The 14,844-nt window shown below is 77.8% G+C and carries 14 protein-coding genes and 1 pseudogene; 6 read left to right on the forward strand and 9 right to left on the reverse strand.

The window, feature by feature from the left end; all coding sequences use genetic code 11:
* Positions 1-121: 121 nt before the first annotated feature.
* The gene (locus ACFY07_RS18685) at positions 122-709 is read right to left on the reverse strand and encodes a TetR/AcrR family transcriptional regulator (protein ID WP_390869768.1); all 588 of its coding nucleotides are present in this window, start codon (positions 707-709) and stop codon (positions 122-124) included.
* A gap of 131 nt (positions 710-840) precedes the next feature.
* Here ACFY07_RS18685 and ACFY07_RS18690 point away from each other — a divergent pair.
* Positions 841-1,269 (forward strand): annotated as a pseudogene (locus ACFY07_RS18690) (dihydrofolate reductase family protein); the annotation flags it as partial.
* Positions 1,270-1,390: 121 nt separating this feature from the next.
* On the opposite strand, the gene ACFY07_RS18695 reads toward ACFY07_RS18690, so the two are convergent.
* From ACFY07_RS18695 to ACFY07_RS18705, 3 genes are all read right to left on the reverse strand, one after another.
* Positions 1,391-1,822: an ATP-binding protein gene (locus tag ACFY07_RS18695; RefSeq protein WP_390869769.1), complete on the reverse strand. Its 432-nt coding sequence runs from the start codon at positions 1,820-1,822 to the stop codon at positions 1,391-1,393.
* Positions 1,816-2,625 (reverse strand): histidine kinase dimerization/phospho-acceptor domain-containing protein, encoded by an 810-nt coding sequence (locus tag ACFY07_RS18700; protein ID WP_390869771.1) that lies wholly within the window; start codon positions 2,623-2,625, stop codon positions 1,816-1,818. Before ACFY07_RS18700 ends, ACFY07_RS18695 begins: the two co-directional genes overlap by 7 nt.
* Before the next feature lie 216 nt (positions 2,626-2,841).
* A complete protein-coding gene (locus tag ACFY07_RS18705) occupies positions 2,842-3,312 on the reverse strand; it encodes a nitroreductase family deazaflavin-dependent oxidoreductase (protein ID WP_390869773.1) in 471 nt (156 codons plus the stop codon).
* A gap of 135 nt (positions 3,313-3,447) precedes the next feature.
* Between ACFY07_RS18705 and ACFY07_RS18710 the strand changes: the two genes are divergently transcribed.
* Positions 3,448-4,152 (forward strand): TetR/AcrR family transcriptional regulator, encoded by a 705-nt coding sequence (locus ACFY07_RS18710; protein WP_390869774.1) that lies wholly within the window; start codon positions 3,448-3,450, stop codon positions 4,150-4,152.
* A 9-nt stretch (positions 4,153-4,161) separates the two neighbouring features.
* Here the strand turns inward: ACFY07_RS18710 and ACFY07_RS18715 are convergent, their stop codons facing one another.
* Positions 4,162-4,956, reverse strand: coding sequence for a methyltransferase domain-containing protein (locus ACFY07_RS18715; RefSeq protein WP_390869777.1), 795 nt, complete (start codon positions 4,954-4,956; stop codon positions 4,162-4,164).
* Positions 4,957-5,116: 160 nt separating this feature from the next.
* Here ACFY07_RS18715 and ACFY07_RS18720 point away from each other — a divergent pair, with 160 nt between their 5' ends.
* On the forward strand, positions 5,117-5,809 hold the full coding sequence (locus tag ACFY07_RS18720) for an MOSC domain-containing protein (RefSeq protein WP_390869779.1): 693 nt from the start codon (positions 5,117-5,119) through the stop codon (positions 5,807-5,809).
* Between the two features lie 106 nt (positions 5,810-5,915).
* Here ACFY07_RS18720 and ACFY07_RS18725 read toward each other — a convergent pair whose 3' ends face one another.
* Positions 5,916-6,608 (reverse strand): GNAT family N-acetyltransferase, encoded by a 693-nt coding sequence (locus ACFY07_RS18725; RefSeq protein ID WP_230649824.1) that lies wholly within the window; start codon positions 6,606-6,608, stop codon positions 5,916-5,918.
* 560 nt (positions 6,609-7,168) lie between these two features.
* Here ACFY07_RS18725 and ACFY07_RS18730 point away from each other — a divergent pair.
* The 3 genes from ACFY07_RS18730 to ACFY07_RS18740 all read left to right on the forward strand — a co-directional run bounded on the left by ACFY07_RS18730 (position 7,169) and on the right by ACFY07_RS18740 (position 10,056).
* Complete coding sequence (locus ACFY07_RS18730; protein ID WP_390869782.1) at positions 7,169-8,101, forward strand: PAC2 family protein; 933 nt, start codon at positions 7,169-7,171, stop codon at positions 8,099-8,101.
* Between the two features lie 216 nt (positions 8,102-8,317).
* Positions 8,318-9,373 (forward strand): SGNH/GDSL hydrolase family protein, encoded by a 1,056-nt coding sequence (locus ACFY07_RS18735; RefSeq protein ID WP_390869784.1) that lies wholly within the window; start codon positions 8,318-8,320, stop codon positions 9,371-9,373.
* A gap of 131 nt (positions 9,374-9,504) precedes the next feature.
* Positions 9,505-10,056: a Uma2 family endonuclease gene (locus tag ACFY07_RS18740; protein ID WP_390869868.1), complete on the forward strand. Its 552-nt coding sequence runs from the start codon at positions 9,505-9,507 to the stop codon at positions 10,054-10,056.
* Between the two features lie 70 nt (positions 10,057-10,126).
* On the opposite strand, the gene nirD is transcribed toward ACFY07_RS18740, so the two are convergent.
* The 3 genes from nirD to ACFY07_RS18755 are packed head-to-tail and all read right to left on the reverse strand — an operon-like array spanning position 10,127 to position 14,828.
* A complete protein-coding gene (nirD, locus tag ACFY07_RS18745) occupies positions 10,127-10,522 on the reverse strand; it encodes a nitrite reductase small subunit NirD (RefSeq protein ID WP_390869786.1) in 396 nt (131 codons plus the stop codon).
* On the reverse strand, positions 10,519-13,188 hold the full coding sequence (gene nirB, locus ACFY07_RS18750) for a nitrite reductase large subunit NirB (protein WP_390869788.1): 2,670 nt from the start codon (positions 13,186-13,188) through the stop codon (positions 10,519-10,521). The genes nirD and nirB overlap by 4 nt, the downstream gene beginning before the upstream one ends.
* A complete protein-coding gene (locus ACFY07_RS18755) occupies positions 13,185-14,828 on the reverse strand; it encodes an NAD(P)/FAD-dependent oxidoreductase (protein ID WP_390869790.1) in 1,644 nt (547 codons plus the stop codon). The genes nirB and ACFY07_RS18755 overlap by 4 nt, the downstream gene beginning before the upstream one ends.
* Positions 14,829-14,844 lie beyond the last annotated feature (16 nt).

A 14,844-nucleotide genomic window follows, 5' to 3' on the forward strand; every position in this document is an offset into this window, starting at 1 on the left:
CAGGAGACGCCGCCGCACGGTGGAGCCCCGGGGCGGGGCCGGACAACGGCGTCCGGTCCCGCCCCGGCGGCGTCCGGGCCCTCGGGGCCCTCGGGGGCCGGGGCCCGCAGGAGCGCGGAGGCTACGCCGGTGCGGCGTCCTCCGGGAGGAGGCGTGCCACCGCGGCGTCGACCAGGGCGTCCAGCCGGTGCGGCGCGAGGAGTTCCGGGACGGTCAGGTCGTCGACGACCAGCCCCAGCATGGCCAGGTAGAGCAGGACCACCCCGGTGCGGTCCCCGGGCAGGCCGAAGCCCAGGTGGAAGTCGATGTTGGCGTCGAGCTCGGCGGTGAGGAAGCGCGCCAGCTCCGCGTGGAGTCCGGGCCGCCGGGTGGCCTCCAGGCGCAGTTCGAGCATGGCCAGGTGGCTGCTGCGGTCGCGGCGCATGCGGTCGACGAGCTGCAGCATCAGGGTCCTGACCAGCTCGTGCGACGGCTCGGCGTCCATCGTGCCGGCCAGCTCGGCCGGATCCGGGGTCAGCCGCTCGCGGGTGCGTCCCATGACCTGGGCCAGCATGTCGGCGCGGTCGGCGAAGTAGTTGGACGCCGTCCCGACGGGCACGGCCGCCTCCTTGTCGACGGCGCGCAGCGTCAGGCCCCGGGAGCCCTCACGGGCGAGGACCTCGATGGCGGCGTCGAGCAGGGCGGTGCGGCGGGAGGGGTTCTGACGCATCGGCGGATCCTCGGGAACTCGTTGACACCACTTCAGGTGAAGTACTAAGGTGAAACCACTTCAAACACAGTACATCATGTGAAGCGGTTCGGGTTCGGGCCCGCCGCGTCCACACGGGGAAGAGAGACCGGATGCGCAAGCTCACCTACTACGTCGCCGCCAGCCTCGACGGCTACATCGCCGCCCCGGACGGCAGCTTCGACTTCCTCCCCTTCGAGGGGGAGGTCCGGGAGGCGATCCTCGCCGAGTACCCCGAGACGATGCCGGTGCACGTCCGCGGGCCGCTCGGCCTGACCGGCATCCCCCACCGGCACTTCGACACCGTGGTCATGGGGCGCGGCACCTGCGAGCCGGCCCTCAGGGCGGGCATCACCAGCCCCTACGCCCACCTGGAGCAGTACGTCGTCTCCCGCACCCTGACCTCCGCCGACCCGGGCGTGGAGATCGTCGCCGACGACCCGGTCGCACGGGTGCGCGACCTGAAGAAGCGGGACGGCATGGGCATCTGGCTCGCCGGCGGCGGCAGGCTTGCCGCCGCGCTCCGCGACGAGATCGACGACATGGTCATCAAGCTCAACCCGGTCGTGGTCGGCAGCGGCATCCCGCTGTTCGACGGCCCGTTCGCCCCCACCGGCTTCCTGCCGGCCGCGCGCCGCGACTTCGACTCCGGCGTCAGCATCGTCACCTGCACGAGGACGTCAGGGGGTGCACCGGACAGGACCCCGCCGTGGTGCGTCCCGGCCGCCGGCCGGGAGGTCCGGCCGGCAGCCCGGGACCGCCCCGGGCCCGCGGCGCGCGGAACCCGGCCGGCCTCCCGGGCCGGCCGGGAGCCGCTCCGACCGGTCCGGCCTCCCCGCGGCGGCAATTTGGTGACGGGTGGTCAGTCCCCGGACGGCAGCGCCCCCGGGGCAGGCGGAGCACCGCGAGCGCGCCCCCGCCGGGTGCCCGCGCGTACTCCAGCGACGCCTCCAGCACCCCCGCGTGGCCCTCGGCGATGGTCAGCCCCAGCCCGTGCCCGCGCCCCCGCTCCGCCGCGCCGGTGCGGAACCGCTGCGGCCCGTCCCGCAGCAGCTCCTCCGGCCAGCCCGTGCCGTGGTTGCGGACCGTCACCACGGCCCCGCCGCACTCCGGGCCGCCCCCCCCGGGCCGGGTGCCGCGCCGGGTTCCGCGCCGTCCCCCGCGGCGGCCTCGGCGGTGACCAGCACCGGGGGAGCGCCGTGCCGGCAGGCGTTGACGACCAGGTTGGAGAGCACCCGGTCCAGCCGGCGCGGGTCGGTGGCGATCCGGCCGTCCCGGACGACCCGCACCTCCACCCCCTCCAGGCCGGTGGCGCCGACGATCCGCCGGACCGTGTCGCCCAGCCGCACCTCCGCGACGTCGGGCCGCGCCGCCCCCGCGTCCAGCAGGGACACCTCCAGCAGGTCCTCCACCAGGCGGTGCAGCGACCCGACCCGGCCGCGCACCAGCTGGGTGGGGCGGCCGGGCGGCAGCAGCTCCGCGGCGGTCACCAGCCCGGTGAGCGGGGTGCGCAGCTCGTGCGCCACGTCCGCGGTGAACCGCTGCTCGGCCTGGAGCCTGCGGTGCAGCGCCGCCGACATGGAGTCGACGGCGGCGGCCAGTTCGGTGACCTCGTCGCGGGTGCGCCCCAGCGGCCCGATGCGCGCGGTGAAGTCCCCGGCGGCGATGGTGCGGGCGCTGCGCGCGGCGGTCCGCAGCCGGCTGCTGATCCGGTCGGCGGCCAGGGTGCCCGCGAGCACGGTGACCAGGACGGCGGCCGCGCCCGAGGCGAGGATCGCCCGGTCCAGGTCGGCGACGGCCCGTTCGTCGCCGGCGTAGTCCACCCGGACGGACAGCACCTCGCCGCCGGTCCCGGCGGCCGCCCACATGGCGGTGCCGTGCGGTCCCGGGCCGAGCATCGACCCGCGGTGGCCGTGCAGGGCGAGGCGGCGCAGCGGTCCGGGCAGCCCCGCGCCGTCGCGCGAGCGGTCCGCGCCCGGGGCGGGGTCGCCGGTGCGGTCGTACAGGTCCAGCGCGGCGTCCAGCGCGGTCTCCGCGGCCCGGCGGCCCGGCGGCCCGGCGGCCCGGCGGCCCGGCGGCCCGGCGGCCCGGCGGCCCGGCGGCCGCCCCGGGTCCTACCGGGCGGGCAGCACGCGGAAGACGGGGTAGCCGGGGGCGATGCGCAGCAGCTCGGCGTCGGACGCGTCGGGGCCGACGCCGTCGAAGAACACCCCGACCTCGAACTTCCACCGCTTCAGGTACGCCCGCAGCACCTCGGGCTTGTCGGCGTCGGCCAGCTCCGCCGCCCGGAACTCCTCCACCCGCCGGCCGAGCCGCAGCTCGCCGCCGCCCGCCACCCGGATGTTGCGCACCCACTGGGTGTGGCCGCGGGGCGCGACCAGGTAGCGCTCGCCGCCGTGGGTGAGCAGGTTGACCGGGGTGGTGCGCCACTCGCCGCTCTTGCGCCCCCGGACGGCGAGCACCCGGGAGCCCCAGACGCTGAGCCCGGCCCGGGTGGCGGCGGCCACGAGACGGTTGAAGACCTTGTCGGTGAGGCCGCCCGGCCGGACGTAGCGGGTCGGCTGGGGCGCGGCGGCGTCGGACATGGCGGGCTCCTCGGGAGATTTTCGAGAGCGGTGCTCTCGGTTCGTCTGCCATGACTGTGGCACCGGCCGCCGGAGGCTGTCAAGAGCAGTGCTCTCGTTTGTGCGCACCGCTCCGATCCGTGGCAGACTGCCCCCATGGCTGCGACGCGAACCGCCCGACAGCGGGCCCGTGAGGAACTCACCCTCGAGATCAAGGAGGAGGCCCGCCGGCAGCTCGCCGCCGACGGCGCCCAGAAGCTCTCGCTGCGCGCCGTCGCCCGCGAGCTGGGCATGGTCTCCTCGGCGCTCTACCGGTACTTCCCCAGCCGCGACGACCTGCTCACCGCGCTGATCATCGACGCCTACGACGCCCTGGGGGAGCGGGCCGAGGCCGCCGTCGCCGCCGCGCCCCCCGGCGACGCCCGCGCCCGGTGGCGGGCCCTGTGCCACGCCGTGCGGGACTGGGCGCTCGCGCACCCCCACGAGTACGCCCTCGTCTACGGCACCCCCGTGCCCGGCTACCGGGCGCCGCAGGCCACCGTCGAGCCCGCCGCCCGGGTCGCCCTGGCCATGGTCGCGGTCCTGCGCGACGCGCCGGCCGGGGGGCGGCCGGGGGCGCGCGTCCCCGAGGGGGAGCTCGCCGGCCAGCTGTCCGCCCTGGCCGCACAGCTCGCCCCGGACGTGGACCCCGCCCTCCTCGCCCGCGGGCTGGCCGCCTGGACGCAGCTCTTCGGCATGGTCAGCTTCGAGCTCTTCGGCCACCTCGTCGGCTCCGCCGACCCGGCCGGGCCGTTCTTCGCCCACACGGTGGAGGAGGCGGCCGACCTCCTCGGGCTCCCGGACTCCCCGCCGGCCCCCTGACCGGCCCTCTCAGGGGCGGCGGCCCCAGGCGGACACCATGGGCGCGGTCGCCAGGTCCAGGCGGCCGGCCTCCACGTTCGCCAGGTGCCGGTCGACCTCCTCGTCGGTGGCCGGCCCCCGCTCCACCAGCAGCCCCCGCACCTGCCGTACGGTCGCCGCCTCCAGCAGGTCCCCCGCGGGCGAGGCGATCGGGAAGAAGGCGTCCGCCCGTACCTCCGTCAGGCCCGCCTCCCGCAGCAGCCGGGGCAGCCGCCGCCCGTACGCCAGGTCGGCGCCGCGCTCCGCCAGCAGCGTCCGGAAGCCGCGGCGCAGCCGGTTGGCCAGCTCCTCCTCCGGCCCGTGCTCGTCGGGGCAGGCGAGCGGCTGCATCGCCGGGTCGGCGTCCTCCAGCAGCAGCACCCCGCCCGGCCGCAGGGCGCCGGCCATCGTCCGCAGCGCCCGCTCCCGGTCGGCGACGTGGAGCAGGACCAGCCGGGCGTGCACCAGGTCGAAGGACTCCCTCGGCGGCTCGTCCGCGGCCACGTCGTGGCGCCTGACCTCCACCGCCGGCCCGGCCGCCTCCCGGGTCCAGGAGACGTCGATGTCGGTCGCCAGCACCCGCCCCCGCGGCCCGACCCGGCCGCCCAGCCACCGCACGACGGAGGGTCCCCCGGCGCCCACCTCCCAGCAGTGCCGGCCGGGGCCGACGCCCAGGTGGTCGAGGTGGCGGAAGGTCGAGGCGTCGAAGAGCTCCGCGAGGGCGTCGAACCGCTCGCCCGCCTCGGCCTGCCGGTTGTCCAGGAGGTACCCCTCGTCGCGCGCCATGCCCCGATCCTCCCACCGCCCGGCGGCCCCGCCCGGTCCCGGCGGCCCCGCCCGGACCCGGCGGCCCCGCCCGGACCCGGCCGCCGGGGCCGGTCCGCGGCGGCCCGGCTCCGGGAAAACCTGCTGCGCCCGGGGCCCCGCCGGGCCTACGCTCCGCCGCATGGCCCGTCTGCTCTCGGTGAACCTGGCCCGCCCCCGCCCCAACCCCGCCAAACCCGACGTCGGCACGACCGGCATCGACAAGCGGCCCGTGGACCACCCGGTGGCGGTGCGCGCCCCCGGGCCCAAGCGCGGCGGCCTCGGCGGCGGACTGGTGGGCGACCGCGTCTGCGACACCCGCCACCACGGCGGCGACGACCAGGCCGTCTACGCCTACGCCCGCGAGGCGCTGGACGCCTGGCAGGCACAGCTCGGCCGGGAGCTGCCGAACGGCTCCTTCGGCGAGAACCTGACGACCGCCGGGCTGGACGTGGACGGCGCGCTCATCGGCGAGCGGTGGCGGGTCGGCGGCTCGGTGCTGCTGGAGGTCGCGGTGCCGCGCATCCCCTGCGGCACCTTCGCCGTCTGGCTGGACGAGCGCCGCTGGGTGCGGCGGTTCACGCTGCGGGCGCTGCCCGGCGCCTACCTGCGGGTCGTCGAGCCCGGGGAGGTCCGGGCGGGCGACCCGGTGGCGGTGGAGTTCCGCCCCGACCACCGGGTGACCGTGGCGGGGTGCTTCCGCGCGCTGACCACCGAGCCCGGGCTGCTGCCGGGCCTGCTCGCCGCCCAGCAGCTCCCCGAGGACGTCAGGGCGGCCGCCCGGCACCGCACCCGGGAGGCGCCGTTCCCGCCGCCCGGGCCCGGGGAGGACTGACCCGCCGTCGGGACACGCCACGGGGACACGGCACCGGGACACGGCACGGGGCCCCGCCGCGTCGGCCCGGGGGCCCCGCCGCGCGCGGGGCCCCCGGGACCGGCCGTCAGGCCGAGACCAGCGGCCGGGGGTGGTCCGGGGCGCTCGGCGCCCGGGACGCGGCGATCCGCAGCTCGACGATGTCCCGCACCGCCGGCCACTCCTCGTCGAGGATCGAGTAGAACGCCGTCCCCCGGACCATGCCGTCCAGGCCGCGGGTGTGGGCCCGGCGCACGCCCTCGCAGACGGCGCCCAGCCGCTCGATCGCGGCCCGGGACCGCAGGTTGCGGGCGTCGGCCCGCAGGGAGATCCGCCGCACGCCCCAGGTCTCGAAGGCGTGCCGGAGCATCAGCAGCTTGGCCTCGGTGTTGATCCCGGTGCCCTGCGCGCGGGCCGAGAGCCAGGTGCCGCCGATCTCGGCGGCGTCCGGCACGGCGGCCCACGGGTCGCCGACCGGACCGCGCGGGGCCGGCGGCCAGACCACCGGCCCCTCCCAGTAGTCCAGCTCGGTGAAGCGGGTCGAGCCCACCACCAGTCCGTCGGACACCCGGACGGTGGCGAACGGCAGCGCCCGGCCGGCGGCCTGGTCGGCCAGGGCGGAGGCGATGTACGCGCGGGCCGCGTCCAGCCCGTGCGGCACGGGCGTGAACGCGTACGCCGTGCGGTCCTCGGCCGCGGCGGCGGCCAGGGCCGGGGCGTGCTGCTCGGTGAGCGGCTCCAGCCGCACCACGCGGCCGGTGAGGGTGACGGAGACGGGCACGGGCCTTCGGTCCTTCGACGAGAAGAGGGCTCCTGCCGCGGTCCGGCCAGGAGGAAGGTGCGGGCGACCGCCCCGACGCCGGGCCCGGTCCGGGGCAGGCCGGAGGGCCGCCCGGGGCAGGGGGAGCGGGGGACAGTGTCGGTCCGCGTGATGGCCGGGGAGGGAACGATGCGCGTGAGGAAGCAGGCGGCCAGGTGAAGGCAAGATGCGAGGAGGGGGCTGCCTCCGGCAGGAGGAAGATGCCGGGCAGCGAGAGGACGATACCTGCCTGCGGGCCGTGCGTCATCCTGCGGCGCGCCGACACCGGCGCGCGGGGCGGCGGCGCGCGCCGACCGCCGTCCCCGGGTGGTCGGCGCCCGGCCCGCGGACGGGCCCGGGACGCCTCCGGCCAGCGGTTTCGCCGCCGCCGGGCGGGGGCGCGGGCCGGATCCGCGGTGCGGGGGGCGGCGCGGGGAGCGCTGCGGGAATGCGGCGGCCCCCGTCCGTGCTGAGGGTGTCCGAGGGGGTTCCCGGGCACCGACGGCCGGGGCCCGTCCGGAACGGAAGGGATGGGGTTCGCGGTGCGCGATCCGGAAGCTCTGTACGACCTGGAGCGCGAGGGCGTGGAGGCGGTGGCGGCCACGGCGGCGTCCTCGCCCGGCCTGGTCCTGCTCTACCACCTCACGGGCTTCATGGACGCCGGCGAGACCGGCGGCCAGGTGGTCGAGCACCTGCTGGAGCAGGGCGGCCCGCAGGTGGTGGCCCGCTTCGACCACGACCGCCTCGTGGACTACCGGGCACGCCGGCCCGTGCTGACCTTCGACCGCGACCACTGGTCGGACTACGAGGCGCCCGAGATCCTGCTGCAGCTGGTCCGCGACGCGGCCGGCACGCCGTTCCTGCTGCTCAGCGGCCCGGAGCCGGACGTCGAGTGGGAGCGGTTCGCCGCCGCCGTGCGCGGCCTCGCGGTCCGCTTCGGGGTGCGGCTCGCGGTGGACTTCCACGGCATCCCCATGGGCGTGCCGCACACCCGCCCGGTCGGCCTGACCCCCCACGGCAACCGGCTGGACCTGGCCGCCGGCCACCCCAGCTGGTTCGAGCAGGCGCAGGTCCCCGGCAGCGCCCAGGCGCTGCTGGAGTACCGGCTCTCCGAGGCCGGCCACGACGTGCTCGGCTTCGCCGCGCACGTCCCGCACTACGTCGCCCGCTCGCCCTACCCGGCGGCGGCCGTCGCCGTGCTGGAGGCGGTCCAGTCCGCCACCGGCCTGGTCCTGCCGGCCACGGAGCTGCGCGAGCGGGTCGCCGAGGTCCGCGAGGACATCGACGGCCAGCTGTCCGAGGGCGGCGGCGACCTGCCCACCGCCATCCGGGGCATGGAGAGCCAGTACGACGCCGTGGCGGGCGCGGAGGGGCGCGAGAGCCTCCTCGCCGAGCAGGTGGACCTGCCGTCCGCCGACGAGCTGGGGCGCCGCTTCGAGCAGTTCCTCGCCGAGCAGGAGCGCGGCGCGGACTGAGCCGCGCGGGCCCGGCCCGCCGTGCCGGGCCGGGCACCCGTCCGTCGGCCGGGCCCCCGCGCGCCCGTTCGCCCGGGGGCCGGTCCCGGACGTGCCCGCCGGGGACCCCGGGCGGGCGGCCCGCCGCACGCCCCCGTACCGTCGAGGGACGGGCGTGCGGTCCGCGGAGCGGGCCGTCCGCCGAGCCCGGACCGGAACCTGGGGAGGCCCGCGCCGATGAAGCCCCCGCGTACGAAGCCCCCGCGCGTGCGGTCCCTGCGCACCGCCGCCGGCGCCCTCGCCGCGACCGGCGCCCTCCTGCTCTCCGCCGCCTGCTCCGGGGGCCCCGGCACCCGGGCGGGCGGCCCGGAGGCCGCCGCCCCCTCGGCGACCGGCTCCCCGGCCGCCTCCCCCGCCGCGACGGCCGCCCCGCCGCCGGCGTCCCGGGGCGGCGCCCCGGCCCTCCGCGGCTCCTACGTCGCGCTCGGCGACTCCTACACCTCCGGCCCGCGCATCCCCCCGCAGCACGGCACCCCCGAGGGCTGCGAGCGCTCCGGCCGCAACTACCCGGCCCTGGTGGCCCGCGCCCTGCGGGTGCCGGCGGCCGACTTCCGCGACGTCAGCTGCAGCGGCGCCGTCATCGCCGACCTCGCCTCGCCCCAGGGCGTCCCCGGAGGGGCCAACCCCGCCCAGTTCTCCGCCCTGTCGCCGCGCACCGCACTGGTGACCGTCGGGATCGGCGGCAACGACGTGGGCTTCATCCAGGTCCTCACCCGCTGCGTCCAGGCGGGCGTGATGCGCGGCCTCGGCCTGGGCGGCGGCAGCGCCGCGCCCTGCCGCGACTCCTACACCCCCGCCGGCCTCGGCCTGCTCCAGCGGCGGATCGACACCGCCGGCCGCGACCTGGAGGCCGCGCTCGGCGAGGTCCGGCGCCGGGCGCCGCACGCCCGCGTCCTCGTGCTCGGCTACCCGGAGCTCGTCCCGGCCTCCGGCGCGGGCACGGCCTGCTCCTCGCTGATGGGCCTGGCGCCGGGCGACGTCGCCTTCCTCCACGACCACGAGCGGCGGCTCGACGCCGCGCTGCGGCGCGCCGCCGGGGCCGCGGGCGCCCGGTACGTCGACACCCGGACGCCCTCCCGGGGCCGCGACGCCTGCTCCCCGGCGGCCGTCCGCTGGATCGAGCCGCTCTCCCCGGCCTCCGCCGCCGCGCCGGTCCACCCCAACGCCCGCGGCGAGCGCGGTATGGCCGACGCCGTCCTGCGGTCCCTGGGTGCGCCGGACGGTCCGGGCTGAGCGCCGCCCGGCGTCCGGCGCGGAGTGCCCGGCCTGGTCCCTGCTGCGGTAGTACCGTGCGGAGTGCCGGTGTCCCGGCGCCGCCCCGGAGGAAGGAGAGCGTGGTGACTGCCACCGAGGACCGGCCGCAGATGCTGGTCGAGGAGTTCGAGCGCATCGCGGTCGCCGCCGACCGCGAGGGCGTCCGCCTCGAGTTCATCCACGGGAAGCTGGGGGTCAAGGCGGTGCCGGACGGGGACCACGACGAGATCGTCCGCTGGGTCATGGAGCACTGCATGCAGCAGCGGCCCGACCTGTGGCTCTACCCGGAGCGGGGTCTGAAGGTCGAGGCGTACCGGAAGGGGCACGCCAAGCCGGACGGCGCGCTCGCACCTCGGGGGAGTTTCGCCGGACAGGGGGAGTGGGCCGACGCCGACCGGGTCCTGATGGTGCTGGAGGTCACTTCCTACGACACCGACACCGACCGGCGGGACCGGGAGGACAAGCCCCGCGCCTACGCGGAGGCGGGCATCCCGGTCTACCTGCTGGTCGACCGGGACTCCTGCGAGGTCCTCGTCCACAGCGAGCCCGAGGGGGGCGTGTACGGAGCCCTCGTCCGCCGTCCTTTCGGCAGGGAGGTGCGGCTGCCGCAGCCCGTCGGCATCGTGCTGGACACCGAGGCCCTCAAGAGCTGGGTGCGCTGACCGCCGCCCGGTCCACCGGGCACGGCCCGGCGGCCCAAATGGGCCGACGGACCGTCAGGGTGCGTCCCCGTCAGTCCGCGAGCCGGACCGCGTGGACGGGGATGCGGACCGACGGGTCGTCCAGGCACACGCCGGTGGCCAGGTCGAAGCGCTGCTTGAGCAGCGGCGAGGCCACGTACGGGCCGCCCCCGGCGGCGGAGCCCAGCAGCCCGCGGGAGAGGACGTGGGCGCCGGTGAACGGGTCGCGGTTGCCGACCGCCCACACCCGGTCGCGGCGGTCCCGGAAGACGGCGGCCTGCCGGCCGTCGGGCAGCAGCACGGCCACCCCGCGGCCCGGGGTGAGCAGCGGCCAGTCGCAGACGGGCACCCAGGCGCCGCCGGTCAGCAGCTCCACGCGGGCGGTCCCGGGATCCGCCGGGGAGGCGACGGCGGGAGAGGCGGCGGGGGCGGCGGTGGGAGCGGTCATCGGGAGCGGACCTCCAGGAGCGGGGCGCGGCCGGGCGCGCCGTCGGACGAGCGGTCGGGGCGGCCGGGGCCGTCGGGGTCGAGGGAGCGCAGCAGGTCGTCCTCGGAGAGCAGCACCTCCAGGTCGGGCCGGACCTGGTCCCGCTCCGGCACGAACCGCACCGTGGGGTCGGGCACCCCCGGCGCGTTGACGAAGGAGACGAAGCGCCGCAGCCGCTCGGGGTCGGCGAGGGTCGCGGCCCACTCGTCCTGGTACCGGCCGACGTGGCGGTCCATCAGGGCCTCCAGCTCGCCGCAGATCCCGAGCGAGTTCCCCACCACGACGTCGCGCACGTGGTCCAGCCCGCCGTCGATCCGCTCCAGCCAGGCGGAGGTGCGCTCCAGCCGGTCGGCGGTGCGGATGTAGAACATCAGGAACCGGTCGATCAGCCGGACGAGCCCCTCGTCGTCCAGGTCCTGCGCCAGCAGGTCGGCGTGGCGGGGGTCGGCGCCGCCGTTGCCGCCGACGTAGAGGTTCCAGCCGGCGGAGGTGGCGATGACGCCGAAGTCCTTGCCCCGGGCCTCGGCGCACTCCCGGGCGCACCCGGAGACCGCCGACTTCAGCTTGTGCGGCGAGCGCAGGCCCCGGTAGCGCAGCTCCAGCCGGATCGCCATCGCCACCGAGTCCTGCACCCCGTACCGGCACCAGGTGGAGCCCACGCAGGACTTCACCGTCCGCAGCGACTTGCCGTAGGCGTGGCCCGACTCGAAGCCCGCGGCGACCAGCCGCGACCAGATCTGCGGCAGCTGGTCCACCCGGGCGCCGAACAGGTCGATCCGCTGCCCACCGGTGATCTTCGTGTAGAGGCCGAAGTCGCGGGCGACCTCGCCGATCACGATGAGCCGCTCCGGGGTGATCTCGCCCCCGGGGATGCGGGGGACCACCGAGTACGAGCCGTTCCGCTGCAGGTTGGCGAGGAAGTGGTCGTTGGTGTCCTGCAGGGCCGCCTGCTCGCCGTCGAGGATGTGCACCGGGGCGTCCAGCTCCGGCGCGAGCGAGGCCACGACCGACGCCACCGTGGGCTTGCAGACCTCGCAGCCCTCGCCGCCCCGGGCCTCCTCGCGCCCGTACCGGTCGAGCAGCTCGGCGTGGGTGGCGGTCCCGGTGACCCGCACGATCTCGTACAGCTCGGCGCGGGTCTGCGCGAAGCACGGGCACAGGCCCCGGTCGACGGCGACGCCGGACGCCTCCAGCTCGTCCTGCACCAGCGACGTCAGCAGCTTCACGCAGGAGCCGCAGCCGGTGCCCGCCTTCGTGCACGCCTTGACCTCGGGCACGGTGGTGCAGGAGTGCTCCGCGACGGCGGCCCGCACGGCGCCCTTGGTGACGTTGTGGCAGTTGCAGACCACCGCCCCGTCCGGCAGCGCCGAGGGGCCGAGCGCCGCCGGCGCGCCCGCGCCGGCGGGCAGCACCAGCGCCTCCGGCGGCGCGGGCAGCGGGGTGCCGGTGCCGGCGAGCGGCCGCAGCGCGGCGTACGCCTCCGCGTCGCCGACCAGGATGCCGCCCAGCAGGGCGCCGTCCGCGGTGACCACCAGCTTCTTGTAGACGCCGGAGCGGGAGTCGGAGTACACGACCTCCAGGGCGCCCTCGGAGGCGGCGAAGGCGTCGCCGAAGCTGGCCACGTCCACGCCCAGCAGCTTGAGCTTGGTGGAGAGGTCCGCGCCGGTGAACGTGCCCGTGCCCCCGGCCAGCTGCGCGGCGACCGCCTGCGCCATCTCGTACCCGGGTGCGACCAGGCCGTACACCCGGCCGTCCACCGCCTGCGCGCACTCGCCGATCGCGAAGACCCGCGGGTCGGTGACGGACCGGCAGTCCGCGTCCACCCGGACGCCGCCGCGCTCGCCGACCTCCAGCCCGCAGTCGCGGGCCAGCGCGTCGCGGGGGCGCACGCCCGCGGAGAAGACCACCAGGTCGGCGGCGAGCTCCGAGCCGTCGGTGAAGGCCATGCCGGTGACGGCGCCCGCCGCGTCCACCGCGACCGCCTTCGTGCCGACACCGGTGTGGACCACGACGCCCAGCTCCTCGACGGTGCGCCGCAGCGCCTCGCCGCCGCCGTCGTCCACCTGCACCGGCATCAGCCGCGGGGCGAACTCCACGACGTGCGTCTCCAGCCCGAGCCCCTTCAGCGCCCCGGCCGCCTCCAGGCCCAGCAGGCCGCCGCCGACCACCGCGCCGACCCGGGCGCCCCGCGCGTACTCCTCGATGGCGAGCAGGTCCTCGACGGTGCGGTAGACGAAGCAGCCCGTCGCGTCCCTCCCCTCCACCGGCGGCACGAACGGGTACGAGCCGGTGGCCAGCACCAGGGTGTCGTAGCGCACGACGAGGCCGGAGCGGGCGGTCACCGTGCGGGCGGCCCGGTCCACGGCCACCGCCGGGTCGCCGAGGCGGACCTCGAAGCCGTGCCGTTCGGCGAAGCCCTCCTCGCCCAGCACCAGGTCCTCGGCGGTGAGGCCGGAGAAGTACGAGGTCAGCCGGACGCGGTCGTAGGCGGGACGCGGCTCCTCGGCCAGGACGACCACCCGCAGGCGGGCGGCGGCGCCGTTCTCGGCCAGCGCCTCCAGGAGGCGGTGGCCGACCATGCCGTACCCGACCAGGACGACGACGGGCTTCTCGGGGGTGTCGGTCATCGGGGGTTCCCTCCGTGGGGCGTGCCGTGGGTGGTGCCGCGGGGGCCCGCATGGGCGCTCCCGTGCGCGGTGAGCAGGTGGAGCGGGTGGGCGGACAGCGGTTCGTCGTCCTCCCAGGCGTGGGCCAGGGCGCCCACGGTGGCCAGGTCGCCGAGGAGGATGCCGCCGACCACGCGGTCGCCGCCGCGGCCGTCGCGGCGGACCACGACCTTGCGGTAGGAGCCGCGGGTGGCGTCGGCCAGCCGCAGCACCCGGTCCCCGGGTCCGGCGGGCGCCGTCTCGCCGAACGCCGCCAGGTCGAACGCCGCCGGTCCTGCGCCCGGGGTCCCCGGGGCCGGTGTCCCTGCGCCCGGGGCCCCGGCGGCAGGGGTCCCGGCGGGGGCCAGGGTGAGCCGGGTCAGCAGCCGGCTGCCGGTGTAGGCGGGGGCGGGGGCGGCCGCCTCCGGGACCCCGGCCGGGGCCGGTCCCGGACCGGCGAGCAGCCGCGCCAGCAGGTCGGCCTGCTGGAGGGCCGGGCCCGCCAGGCCGTACACGGTCCCGCGGTGCTCCGCGCAGTCGCCGACCGCGTGGACGCGCGGGTCGGAGGTGGTCAGCCGGTCGTCGACCACCACCCCCCGGCGCACCTCCAGCCCGGCGGCCCGGGCCAGGCCGGTGCGGGGGCGGATCCCGCACGCCACGACCAGCAGGTCCGCCGCCAGGCGGTAGCCGTCGGCCAGCTCCACCGCCGCCACCCGCCTGTGCCGGGTCAGCACCGCGCGGGCCCGGCACTCGGTGTGCACCTCCACGCCGAGTCCGGCCAGGTGGTCCCGCAGCAGCCGGGACGCCTCCGCGTCCAGGTGGCGCTCCATCAGGTGCTCGCCCTGGTGGGCGAGGACCGTCTGCATGCCGCGCGCCGCCAGCGCCCGTGCCGCCGACACGCCCAGCAGTCCGCCGCCGACGACCACCGCCCGGGCCGCCGGGCCCGTCCGCCGCAGGTGGGCGTCGATGCCGGTGTAGTCGTCCATCGTCCGGAAGGCGAAGGCGCCGTCGGGCAGGTCGCCGCCGTGCCCCGTGCCGCCGTACCCCCCGTACCCCCGGCCCGCCGCGCCGCCCGCGCCCGCCGCCCCGCCCGCGCCCGCCGCCCCGCCCGGGCCGTCCGGACCGTCCGGGGCGTCCGGGGCGTCCGGGCCGTCCCGGTCGTCCGGGTCGTCCGGGTCGAGGAAGAGCCCGCGCAGCGGCGGGAGCACCGGGCTGCCGCCGGTGGCCAGCACCAGGTCGTCGTAGGGCACGGCCGAGCCGTCGTCGCAGAGCACCCGCCGTTCGGCGCGGTCGATCCGGACGACCCGCACCCCGCGCCGCACCACCGGGCCCTCCGGAACCGGCGGCAGCGCCACCACCTCGGGCGCGTACCGGCCGGCCAGCACCTCGGCCAGCAGCACCCGGTTGTACGCGGGGTGCGCCTCCTCGCCGAGCACGGTGACCCGGAGGCCCCCCTGCCCGCCGTCCGTGCCGCCTCTCGGGCCGCAGCCCGGCCCGCCGGACGCCCCGCGGGCGGCCAGCTGCTGCACCAGCCGGTGGCCGGCCGTCCCGCCGCCCACCACGACGATGCGGCGGGGTGCGCCGTCCGGCCGCCCGCTGCGCGGCCCTGCTCCCGTGGTCATGCGAGAAGGTTCGAAC

The organism is Streptomyces sp. NPDC001380, from assembly GCF_042895785.1.
In the GTDB taxonomy this organism is placed as follows: domain Bacteria; phylum Actinomycetota; class Actinomycetes; order Streptomycetales; family Streptomycetaceae; genus Peterkaempfera.

What these genes read in the sequence shown, in the direction of transcription:
- ACFY07_RS18735 (WP_390869784.1), top strand. Translation starts at nt 8,318, where the DNA reads ATGAAGCCCCCGCGTACGAAGCCCCCGCGCGTGCGGTCCCTGCGCACC.
- nirD (WP_390869786.1), bottom strand. Translation starts at nt 10,522, where the DNA reads ATGACCGCTCCCACCGCCGCCCCCGCCGCCTCTCCCGCCGTCGCCTCC.
- ACFY07_RS18715 (WP_390869777.1), bottom strand. Translation starts at nt 4,956, where the DNA reads ATGGCGCGCGACGAGGGGTACCTCCTGGACAACCGGCAGGCCGAGGCG.
- ACFY07_RS18740 (WP_390869868.1), top strand. Translation starts at nt 9,505, where the DNA reads ATGCTGGTCGAGGAGTTCGAGCGCATCGCGGTCGCCGCCGACCGCGAG.
- ACFY07_RS18720 (WP_390869779.1), top strand. Translation starts at nt 5,117, where the DNA reads ATGGCCCGTCTGCTCTCGGTGAACCTGGCCCGCCCCCGCCCCAACCCC.
- ACFY07_RS18705 (WP_390869773.1), bottom strand. Translation starts at nt 3,312, where the DNA reads ATGTCCGACGCCGCCGCGCCCCAGCCGACCCGCTACGTCCGGCCGGGC.
- ACFY07_RS18755 (WP_390869790.1), bottom strand. Translation starts at nt 14,828, where the DNA reads ATGACCACGGGAGCAGGGCCGCGCAGCGGGCGGCCGGACGGCGCACCC.
- nirB (WP_390869788.1), bottom strand. Translation starts at nt 13,188, where the DNA reads ATGACCGACACCCCCGAGAAGCCCGTCGTCGTCCTGGTCGGGTACGGC.
- ACFY07_RS18710 (WP_390869774.1), top strand. Translation starts at nt 3,448, where the DNA reads ATGGCTGCGACGCGAACCGCCCGACAGCGGGCCCGTGAGGAACTCACC.
- ACFY07_RS18700 (WP_390869771.1), bottom strand. Translation starts at nt 2,625, where the DNA reads ATGCTCGGCCCGGGACCGCACGGCACCGCCATGTGGGCGGCCGCCGGG.
- ACFY07_RS18685 (WP_390869768.1), bottom strand. Translation starts at nt 709, where the DNA reads ATGCGTCAGAACCCCTCCCGCCGCACCGCCCTGCTCGACGCCGCCATC.